Genomic DNA, 10716 nt, shown 5'->3' on the forward strand with positions numbered 1-10716 from the left:
CTGAAACTTTTTATTGTTTGACTTCATTGATTTCATTCGTCAAATCATTAAACTTTTGACTGGCGTAGCATATGCCTATTCTTTGAGGTATTAAGTGAACAGCAAATTACTGCTGGTTTTTCTATTCTTTCACTTCTTTTAGAGTCACTTTAATACGAGGATAATAAATACTCGTAACACCTTCAAAAGCGGAATCCGTGCCAATAAATAACCATAGTTCTCCATTCTTGTCCGTTTCAACAATAAATGGGCGTTGGTTATTATTGAAAGGTTTTACCTCATACTTCTCACTATCTATTGTCGTTTTTTGCAAGTCCCCAATAATAAATGCATCTTTACCTTCTACTCCTTGATTCCCTTTATCAATATTCATTAAATAAAATCCTGTTTCATCCATAACCGGGATCGGTTCCGTATTGGTTACACCAATTTTCACAAATACGCTTTTACCAGGAGACCCACCTACACCTATTTCATCTCTAGCATTTGTGGCTATATCGAAATCAAATGTCACACTATATTTTGTATTTGGTTTTAGCCGATCATTTGCATCCAATTTCTTCTTAACAAACATAAATAAATCGTCACTTCCATTATATCCACTTACGTATAGACCTTTCCGTTTATTGTTTAGCTCTTTAGGTAGTGACTTAAGGGAGAATTGGAGCTTATAACGTCCTTTATCTTGATGTGGATAGTCAGAAAATTCACCGATCCATCCACTTCTATCCTTGCTAAAAGTTGATTCAACAATGATATCATCATAGTTTGTTACTATCTGGTCTACATCAATAAGTGTGACAAACGATGTTTTGTTTAACAATAAAAGCTGTTCTTTTGTTAAATCTCCAGCAAAACCACTAATAACGGTATCATAAGTATATCTTCTTGAAAATTCACCAATGTCCTTTTCAAGTTTCGCATAGTCTTCTTTGTTAAGTGTTTTATTAAAACTAACAATTACTGAGAATACATCTGATGGCGAAGCTCCCTCAATCTTTCGAGTTAGTTCTTCTGATATTTTATATGGGAGATTGTTTACATCTTGTACATTACTGTCTTCTGCTGCTAATGCCGGTTTAGTCAAATTTAATCCTGAAACAGCTCCGCAAAATACTAACGTTGTCGCCATTATTAATGGAATTTTTTTATTCATCTTATATTGACCTCCTAAAATTAGATTCAGTGTAATAGACGAGAATATGATTAGATTTTTTTCAAAAATTCTAATCCGAGAGTATCAAACTCTGCCATAAAGTTACAGAACTCTTTAATATAATGCCCACTTATTTCTTCCCAGTTATTTGAACTCGTAGGATGCACTTCTATTGAACCCTGCTTTATAAATTTTTAACCATTTTGTACAACGATAACTTTGGTTTATTGATTTCACCTGTAATCTGGTAGCCTATCCTCTGATACAATTTAATGGCAAGATGATTCTCTTTCTTTACCGTCAGAGAGCATTTGGCAAAGCCTTGCAGGCAGGCTTGTTCTTCGGCAAACTCAAGCAGCCTGGTACCTACTCCCAGTCCCCGGCTTTCGGGTAATAAGGCGATTGTTCCGATGTGAAATTCGTCATCTTCTCCCTCCTTCATGGTGATCATAGAATAAAACATTTTAATATTCAGAATGTTATAAATAACAAGACCCAGCTTTCGCAATGAAAGCAACTGTTTAAACGTTGGCCATGGAAGACGATTTAAAACAGGTATGGGATAGCAAGTAATCATCCCTAAAGTTTTCCCGTCCATTTGAGCTTCATAAGCGTATTGATGACTAAAACGATTGTTCTCCTGACGCCATAGGGTACGAAATGTTCCTTCAACTTTGTTCTTGTCCTCTGTTCCTGCAAGTGGAAACGCCATGTATTCCAATGCCATTACATTTAGCTTGGCGCCGACCATAGATTGATGATCAGCCTTTACAATAGTGAATTGATTCATTTCCTAGTACTCCTTTTCTAATGTTTTATTAGTTCAATCCCCACTCAACTCGTCCTTAGCTTTGAAACCATGATAAAACGTATTTAAAAAAAGCTCTGCAGCCGAATTTTTAGGCACATTACCTTCATGTACCTGTTCCCATGTATGGAAAAGCAGGGCATAAAGCGTATTCAAAATCCATTCGCTGCTAACCGTTTGCTGAAGGTAACCTCTTTGTTGTAACAGCTCAATAACGCGTCGTATGGGTTCCCTTACCTTCTCTTCGGCTTCACCTAATTCTTTGTTGTTAAATACAGATGCATCATGACCTAAAAAATAAATTTTGTCACCTAAGGGGATTAACGCTTCAATGAGTTTCGGGATATAGTTTTCGCTACTTTCCTCATCCAGTGAAATCTGGTTTACGGTTTCACTTACCAGTTGTATAGCTCGATGGCCCAAGAACAGCATCAATTTCTCTCGGCTTTCGACGTAGCGATGAAGTGTAGCAATACCAATTCCCGCATATTCCGCAATTTCATTCATCGAAGCAGTAGGATTTTCAACAAGCAATATAGTAGCCGAATCAAGAATTGCATTAAATCTCGCTTCCTTCAACGCTGATAATTCTTTCTTCATCATCAATCTCTCCCTTTTTCTGTATAAAGTCATCATTTTTGATAGATAAACATATCATTTGAAATTAGCATAAATCATTTAAAACAAAGTGTCCAGCTGTTGAATGTAGCCTTTCAAAAAGAATTATACTACTGAAACGGATAGTACTTTGAATGTTCTATATTTAGCATTTCATTATTTAAATGACGATAAAGAAATTAAATCAAGAGAGAAAAGATAACATTACTTGGGTTTTTAAGCAATTTCTGACGATGAACTCCGATTGTACTTCATTTAATTGCAGAATATTTTTTAATTAAGTTGGTTCTGCATAAGGTTATCGGTTTACTTTAAAATTCACTTCTGGGTATTTGGTCATCAGCCTTTTAAGGGTTGAGCCGTCATCCTTCTGTTTTACATACTGGTCAAAAAATGCCAGGCTGAATTCGTTAATAATGCGATGAACTTCCTTTGGATTTTCACCTGGGCTCTGCAACAGAGGGGAGAACAAATGTAAATCAGTGAAGCTTGAATGATCCGTATGGGGAATGACCATTGACATACCACCGCCAGCTAACCCACGTTCATTGCGAACCTTGTCTTTATAGGTATCTTCATCAGAATCTTCATTTATGTCTGCACTCATGAGCAGAAATGGTTTTCCAATCCCACTTTCAGGGAAAACTTCCCCATGCAACGTGCCATCCATATCGATGGCTGCTTTGACACGGGAGTCTTTTGCAAGTATTTGTGCTGCGGTAGCCCCACCGTAAGAGTGCCCAAACATTCCAATACGCGAGGTATCAATCTTTCCTGTAAAGAAGCCGGTCTCATCGTTTTGATTAAGCTTCTCTAACTGGTCAAGTACAAAAGTGACATCTTCTTTCCATAATTTGATGTGGCGATCACGTAAGTTAAAATCAGTTAAATTGAAGGGCTGTACGTAAGCAGTTCGACCATCTGGAAAGACGGTAGCTGCAGCATCAAAGGTATGATCGATACCTAGAACAATATATCCTTGACTAGCCAACTCCTCGACTTGAAACGTGTTTTGATTACGAAAACCATTAAAACCATGAGAGAAAAGTAATATCGGATATTGATTTTCTGAGTCTGAGAGTTGTAAATCCATAAACGAATGAGATTTTACCAAACCCATGTGGCTGAATGCAAATGCAGGAATGGATAATGTTTTTTCCAATCCCTTGGAGAGCTCATTTATGTTGCGAATATAAGGTTCCCGATCCCCCTTGCTTTTTTCAGCCGCAGGATACCAAATTTGCACCATCAGTTCGCGTCGATCGGTTGGATTTTTCGAATACGGTTCATTTCTCTGATGATCAACCCAATGAAATAGCTTCGTACCGACCTTATGTGGGCCAGTTGGTTCTTCAAATGAAAATACTGGCATAAGTAAAGGTAGCGCAACTGCTACAGACAAATAGATGCACAATAACAAAGACTTAACTATGAATATACTCTTGTTTCTGAACCCCTTTTTCCGCTCAGCTAATAAATAGCATATAATCAAGATAACTGGGGATACATATGCCGGAATCATCTGCCATCTAAAACCTTCTGCCACTAGCTGAACTGTAACCATTACAACGGCAACCAAAGTAGCTAATTTAGACCACTTTTTCGTTTCCCTGCCTATTAACAGTATCCAACTCAATATACTAAAATTCACAACTATCAAAACAACTTCCCAGAAATTCATTGGCCTATCTCCTTTGAATGCATTTTACTTCTAATTAAAGAGGTAGTTTTCAGTCTGAGCAAAAGCAGATGAAACACCTATATAGTTGCACCGATTATGCTTAGTAATCGTTTCATCTGCTCTACTCCTTTCTTCAAATCAAAAACTTAAAATGCCCAGCTACCTTTACGGAAAATTGGCTCTACAGTTCCATCTGGTAGCATACCGTCGATGTCCATCTCACTGCTGCCAATCATAAAGTCCACATGTGTTACTGAAATATTTGCACCTAACGCTTCCAGCTGATCGTTTTCTAAATCTCTTCCACCTTCTAAGCAAGTTGGATAAGCTTTACCAATCGCTAAATGGTTCGATGCATTTTCATCAAACAATGTATTAAAATATAAAATCCCCGATGCTGAAATTGGCGATTCATGTGGTACAAGTGCTACCTCACCTAAATAGCACGAGCCTTCATCCACATTCATAAGCTCCTGTAATAAATCGTGCCCTATCTGTGCTTCGGCTTTAACAATTTTTCCTTCTTCAAACGTTAGTTTAAAGTCATCGATAATATTTCCTTGATAAACTAATGGCTTTGTATTGCTTACATAGCCATTTACACCGTGTTTCATCGGTAACGTATAAACCTCTTCTGTCGGCATATTTGCCATAAAGATCGTATCATCTGGCGTTTTACCACCTCCAGTAATCCATTTATGCTGTGGTGCTAATGCAATTGTTAAATCAGTACCTGGCGCTGTATAGTGAAGCTTCGCATATTTTTTATTGTTCAGTAGGACCGCACGAGATTCTAAATTTGTTACATGTTCACGCCATTTTTCAACAACATTGCCTTCACCGATATGAACAGTTTTAAAAATGGCTTCCCATAATGCTGGTACTTGATCCTCAGCTGCTAAGTTCGGGAACACCTTCGATGCCCACTTTGATGAAGGAACTGCTATCATCGACCAAGCGATTAAATCCTTCATTATGGCGTTTCGATTGTTTCCTAGAGCAGCTCCCGATACCTTTTGATAGGTAGCTAGACGATCGGCTGAAATACCTGCTAATTTATCAGGATCTTCAGCATCTATCATTAATAGTGCTCCTTTACGTTCGATCAGCTCATCATTCATTTTGACGATCCATTCTGGGAAACAATTAAATTCTTCATCTGAGGCATGCTCAAAGTAAGCACGATCCACTTCATCATCTGACAAGTTAACATGAACACGTCCTGCACCAGCCTTATAGGCCTCTTTCACAACTAAACGGGCGAACTCCAATGCATCCACTGATGTATTGACTAATAAATATTGCCCTGGTTGAATATTGACACCGACTTTTACCAAAAGTTCTGCATATGCTTGTAATTTTTCTTCAAACGTCATATTATTTGCCTCTCTTCTGTCAAATTGTTTTTTATCATCCGCTCGCTTGTCTTCATACCATACTTTCTGTACAGGTTTCTCAGAAATTTCTCTTGACCACTTTTCATACGCTTTTTCTTCACGATATGATAAAAAAAAATGGGGTTTTCTATCACTCATATATTTACCTCCTAAACTTTGATGCCGTTAAAACGTTTTTCTTCATCGTTCACTCCTTTCTTTGTATAAAGTCGGCATTTTTGATAGATAAACATATCATTTGATATCAATATAAATCATTTTAAATAAAATATCAAGCTATTAAAACTCATTTTTTCAAAAGTTTGGTAAAAAATGTGTAAATATAGGTTCTACAGTCAATAATAAAAACCCATTTTCACAAGAGATTAATCAAAATGGATTCTTTTCTTTTTGAATGAACTGTCCTTTTTATGATCAATTAAATGAGTCCTGTTCAACTAACCACCGTTAGTTGAACAAAATTCCTTAACTTTACCTCAGGGACAAATTAGTAGTGCCTTCACCAATTACGAACAGCTTTTCCTATAATCAGCTGCTAAGTTCGAACAACATCGATGCCAACCTTGGTGAAGGAACTACTACCATCGACCAAGCGATGAAAGCCTTATCAGCCTCTTTCACAACTAAACGTGCGAAATCCAATGCAGCCACAGTTGTCTTGGCCAATAACTCCCTGGTTAAATATTTGCACCAATTTTTACCAAAAGTTGTGCATAACCTTGTAATTTTTCTTATAACGTCAAAGTATTTACCTCGCTTCTTTCATTGTTTTTATTAATACCTTAAAGATATATATTTGCTTTGTTTAAATGAATAACGGTTCCCTTACAATTTGAAATATTATCTTACTAAGTTGTAACGATAATAGAATCCACTCAACCTAATTATTTCTCAGCAACTCTTAGATTTCTTCTAAAAAACTAAAGCAGCTAATAGATTGTCAATAAAAATCTTTTAAATTAAAAAACACTTCATGCTATACTAAAAAGCGCAACTCAAAAAACCTTCCGAATTCAATTCGGAAGGTTTTTGTTGTATTAAAAAATACTGTAACTACATGGTTTCTTGGAATGGTGTTTTCGTTTTTAAAATCGCATAAATCCATTGTAAAAGCTTATTTGCACAAGCAGTAATAGCTACTTTATATGGCTTTTCTTCCTCACGTTTTAAAGTGCAGGAGGCTCGTAATCCTTATTTCGTGCGATAGTTTCAGGTGTTGTTTTCTTTTTCCGACTATCTCGAATAGAACAACGAACAAGCATATGGCAAAGCCTGCCTAGCCGCACTTGGTAATGTGATTTTTTGTGCCTTCAGTAAAAGCAGTTGAAACACTAAATACCATCGTGAGTATTAATGTACTAATTAAGCTTAGCTTAAAATGCCCAGTTACCTTTACGGAAAATTGGCTCCACAGTTCCATCTGGTAAGATACCGTCAATATTCATCTCACCGTTGCCAATCATAAAGTCCTCATGTGTTACTGAATTATTTGCACCTAACTCTTCAAGCTGATCGTTTTCTAAATCTCTTCCACCTTCTAAGCAAGTTGGATATGCTTTACCAATTGCTAAATGGTTCGATGCATTTTCATCAAACAATGTTTTAAAATATAAAATCCCCGCTGCTGAAATTGGTGAGTCATGCGGTACAAGTGCTACTTCACCTAAATAGCATGAGCCTTCATCCACACTAATAAGCTGCTGTAATAAATCATGTCCTACCTGTGCTTCAGCTTTTACAATTTTTCCTTCTTCAAATGTCAATTTAAAGCCATCGATAATATTCCCTTGATAAACCAATGGTTTTGTATTGCTTACATAGCCATTTACACCTTGTTTCATCGGTAACGTATAAACCTCTTCTGTCGGCATATTAGCAATAAAGTTCATATCATCTGGCGTTTTACCACCAACAGTAATCCATTTATGTTGTGGCACTAAGGCAATTGTTAAATCAGTACCTGGCGCTGTATAGTGAAGCTTCGCATATTTTTTATTGTTCAGAAGGAGCGCACGAGATTCTAAATTTGTTACATGTTCACGCCAGTTTTCAACAGCATTGCCTTCACCGATATGAACTGTTTTAAATATAGCATCCCATAATGCCGGTACTTGTTCCTCAGCTGCTAAGCTCGGGAACACCTTCGATGCCCACTTTGGTGAAGGGACGGCTACAATCGACCAAGCGAATAAACTTTTCATGACGGCGTTGCGATAGTTTCTTAGAGCAGCTCCTGAAACCTTTTGATAGGTAGCTAGACGATCTGCTGAAATACCTGTTAATTTATCAGGGTCTGCAGCATCAATCCACAATAGTGCTCCTTTACGTTCGATTACCTCATCACGCATTTTGACTATCCATTCTGGGAAACGATTAAATTCTTCATCTGAGGCATGCTCAAAGTAAGCTAGATCCATTTCATCATCCGAAAAGTTAACATGAACACGTCCTGCCCCTGCCTTATAAGCCTCTTTCACAACTAAACGGGCGAAGTCCAATGCATCCACTGATGTATTGACTAATAAATATTGCCCAGGTTGAATATTTACACCAACCTTTACCGCAAGTTCTGCATATGCTTGTAATTTTTCTTCAAAAGTCATATTATTTACCTCTCTTCTGTCCAATAGTTTTTGAATTGTCCTCCACTGCTTACCTCCATGCCATACTTTTTGCACAGGTTTTCCAGAGATTTTATACGTATTTTCATTACGATATGATAATAACGTTGTGGCTAAAATGTCACCTTAAAAGGCATCTAGCCAATCTAAAAAATTTTTAGTTACCGCAAAATTAACTAATTTATTAAATTCATAGTCTTGTGTTTTTGAGTCATAATATTCTCTTATCTCTCGGATATCAAAATCCATACTTTCATTCCTTTAATTTTTAAGTTCTTTAGCTGAATCAGCATTTCCCCAATCTCTTGAAGCTTTTTTCTCATACTCAACAATAGCTTACTTCAGCGTCAGGGGGTTCTTTTTTTAGTAGTGCCTTACAATCATGACAACCAAGAATGCGAGGTTCTCTTTTAGTGTACACTCGGTGAAATTTATAAGTCTGTCCATTTAGTTGAGCATTTTTTCCCTCTATGTCCTTTTCATCGAGAACGAGGTTGCTACCTTCATCATAAGTATAATAAATATAACCATAGCCACCTTTACTATAGAACCTTCTTCCTTTTTGATAACAACTATTTTCCGTAATGACAATGCCCGCAATAATCTTTGCTTCACTAACGGGGTCTAAAGCTGCAGTTGGTTCATCCAGTATAATAATCGGACTATCTTTAAATAACGCCCTACCTAGTGCGATTTTTTGCCATTCCGTTGTTCTAATTCCGTCTCTTTACTTTCGTCCGCTCCATACTTTTAGTATTTTTAAAGAAAGAATGTTTGGAGATACTTCAGTTTCTTTCAAGGGATAAATATAAGTTTACGGCTATTTTAAATTATATAAGCGGAGCTAAAGTGAATCTCCATCATCACCTTATGATATTGCAATCAGCAAGCCTTATACACGTACATCTGTCTAGTAATATTCAATTTTATCTCAGTACACGTACAGAATTTATGATTGAATTAAAGAAGAAAATGGTAGATTTTATTCAAAATGCTAATGCCTAGTATTGTTTGTGAAACCAAGTCCTAAATATTTAAGAATAATAGAATAAACAAAAGCCGATAATCCCTTAACGTACAGAAAATCGGCTTTTTCTATGCGAAAAATTACTTAGCGTACAAAATTTGCGTTTTGTTGTTGGTACCCCTTCTATCACTATTTTTAATAAATTAACCATTTAGTGTAAAAGAGAATTAATTAAATGAAACAGGTAATACATCTATACAACGTACAGTAGCCGTATTGCGTCGCTTAGGCTCCGATACCAGTTGTAAACGTCTAGGCGATTCGAGTAAACATACTATTAATTGTTGAATTGCTAGTTTACCAAACAAAGTCCCTACACAAGAATGTGGACCCCAACCGAAACCAAGATTTGGTTTTGCAGATCGATTTAGAATAATTCTATCTGGGTCGGGATATACTTCTGGATCTCTATTAGCAGCAGCAAGTAAAGTCAAAACAATTTCACCAGGCTTAATGATAGTATCCCCAATTTTAGTTTCCTTAACTGCAAAACGACTAGTTCCTGTTGCTGGTCCATCATATCTAATTAATTCATCAACTCCAGAGTCAAGTAACTCTTGATTTTTAAATTGATCAAGAATATCTGGGTGTTCTAACAATACAAGTAAAGCATTACCGAAAGATGCATATAACGTACCAAAGCTTGCAGTAAACATTGTGCCTGTAGTGTTACGCACATAATGTTCTGGTATATTAGCTTTCTGACTATTTTTTCTTATATAAGATAGAATTCCAGGCTGTTCTTCTGCTGCCAACCATTCTTCAACAAGTTCGTTGAGTTTTTTTCTTGCTGAAATACCGAGTTCTGCATTCTCTGGTACTAATCCGGAGTCCATCTGATAAGCAATAGCATCAGATATTTCTACAATAGATTCTAAGTCTGGTTCTTCTATGCCTAGCAAAATACACGTTAAACTTAATGAAAGCGGAGCTGAAACTTCTTTCATAAAATCAAATTCTATATTAGAAGCTTGTTTTTTGTAAATGTCCTCAATTAAATCATGAACTCTACGTCTAATACTTTCAATATCCTGAGAATTAAAAGCTTTTATCATTAGATTACGTAATGGCATATTAGCAGGCGGATCTAAAGTTTGAAGGTTATTTTTTATATCAGGAATATCAACACCAATACGTCGCAAATCCCTAGCAAACAATTCATGATTACGAAGAACTTCTCTACAATCTTCATATCTGGTTAGAACCCAAGATTTCATACCTTCATGCCAAAAAACGGGAGAATTTTCACGAAGTTGATGGTAAATCGGGTATGGGTTATTTAATGTTTCCGAATCCAAAGGATTATACTGTAATTCTGTTTTTGTCATAACGATTCCTCCTACATCTTTTTATGGTAATATCAGTAAATTTTTATAATATAAGTGTAACTTATGCATACAAAAAATGG

General features: G+C 36.4%; 8 protein-coding genes and 2 pseudogenes. All 10 read right to left on the reverse strand.

Going from position 1 to position 10716, the window contains the following annotated elements; genetic code table 11:
- Positions 1–121 precede the first annotated feature (121 nt).
- Positions 122–1156, reverse strand: a complete 1035-nt coding sequence (locus tag PVA17_RS19015) for a hypothetical protein (protein ID WP_274068592.1) — start codon at positions 1154–1156, stop codon at positions 122–124.
- Between the two features lie 184 nt (positions 1157–1340).
- Positions 1341–1946, reverse strand: a complete 606-nt coding sequence (locus PVA17_RS19020) for a GNAT family N-acetyltransferase (protein WP_132360930.1) — start codon at positions 1944–1946, stop codon at positions 1341–1343.
- A gap of 33 nt (positions 1947–1979) precedes the next feature.
- Complete coding sequence (locus tag PVA17_RS19025; RefSeq protein ID WP_274068596.1) at positions 1980–2564, reverse strand: TetR/AcrR family transcriptional regulator; 585 nt, start codon at positions 2562–2564, stop codon at positions 1980–1982.
- Positions 2565–2880: 316 nt separating this feature from the next.
- Positions 2881–4263 (reverse strand): alpha/beta hydrolase family protein, encoded by a 1383-nt coding sequence (locus PVA17_RS19030; RefSeq protein ID WP_274068593.1) that lies wholly within the window; start codon positions 4261–4263, stop codon positions 2881–2883.
- Positions 4264–4409: 146 nt separating this feature from the next.
- Complete coding sequence (locus tag PVA17_RS19035; protein WP_274068597.1) at positions 4410–5639, reverse strand: aminopeptidase; 1230 nt, start codon at positions 5637–5639, stop codon at positions 4410–4412.
- A gap of 1074 nt (positions 5640–6713) precedes the next feature.
- Positions 6714–6972: pseudogene (locus tag PVA17_RS19040) on the reverse strand (IS110 family transposase); the annotation flags it as partial.
- A 61-nt stretch (positions 6973–7033) separates the two neighbouring features.
- Positions 7034–8263 carry an aminopeptidase gene (locus PVA17_RS19045; RefSeq protein ID WP_132360938.1) on the reverse strand — a complete coding sequence of 410 codons (1230 nt, stop codon included), beginning with the start codon at positions 8261–8263 and terminating at the stop codon, positions 7034–7036.
- Between the two features lie 144 nt (positions 8264–8407).
- Complete coding sequence (locus tag PVA17_RS19050) at positions 8408–8530, reverse strand: hypothetical protein (RefSeq protein ID WP_274068594.1); 123 nt, start codon at positions 8528–8530, stop codon at positions 8408–8410.
- 352 nt (positions 8531–8882) lie between these two features.
- Positions 8883–8987, reverse strand: a pseudogene (locus PVA17_RS19055) (ATP-binding cassette domain-containing protein); the annotation flags it as partial.
- 488 nt (positions 8988–9475) lie between these two features.
- The gene (locus PVA17_RS19060; RefSeq protein ID WP_132360940.1) at positions 9476–10636 is read right to left on the reverse strand and encodes a cytochrome P450; all 1161 of its coding nucleotides are present in this window, start codon (positions 10634–10636) and stop codon (positions 9476–9478) included.
- Positions 10637–10716 lie beyond the last annotated feature (80 nt).

Source organism: Lysinibacillus sp. CNPSo 3705 (assembly GCF_028674935.1).
GTDB lineage: Bacteria > Bacillota > Bacilli > Bacillales_A > Planococcaceae > Lysinibacillus.

Excerpts from the sequence above, each read along its gene's own strand:
- PVA17_RS19015 (WP_274068592.1), bottom strand. The coding sequence starts at position 1,156 with ATGAATAAAAAAATTCCATTAATAATGGCGACAACGTTAGTATTTTGC.
- PVA17_RS19035 (WP_274068597.1), bottom strand. The coding sequence starts at position 5,639 with ATGACGTTTGAAGAAAAATTACAAGCATATGCAGAACTTTTGGTAAAA.
- PVA17_RS19020 (WP_132360930.1), bottom strand. The coding sequence starts at position 1,946 with ATGAATCAATTCACTATTGTAAAGGCTGATCATCAATCTATGGTCGGC.
- PVA17_RS19025 (WP_274068596.1), bottom strand. The coding sequence starts at position 2,564 with ATGAAGAAAGAATTATCAGCGTTGAAGGAAGCGAGATTTAATGCAATT.
- PVA17_RS19060 (WP_132360940.1), bottom strand. The coding sequence starts at position 10,636 with ATGACAAAAACAGAATTACAGTATAATCCTTTGGATTCGGAAACATTA.
- PVA17_RS19045 (WP_132360938.1), bottom strand. The coding sequence starts at position 8,263 with ATGACTTTTGAAGAAAAATTACAAGCATATGCAGAACTTGCGGTAAAG.
- PVA17_RS19050 (WP_274068594.1), bottom strand. The coding sequence starts at position 8,530 with ATGGATTTTGATATCCGAGAGATAAGAGAATATTATGACTCAAAAACA.
- PVA17_RS19030 (WP_274068593.1), bottom strand. The coding sequence starts at position 4,263 with ATGAATTTCTGGGAAGTTGTTTTGATAGTTGTGAATTTTAGTATATTG.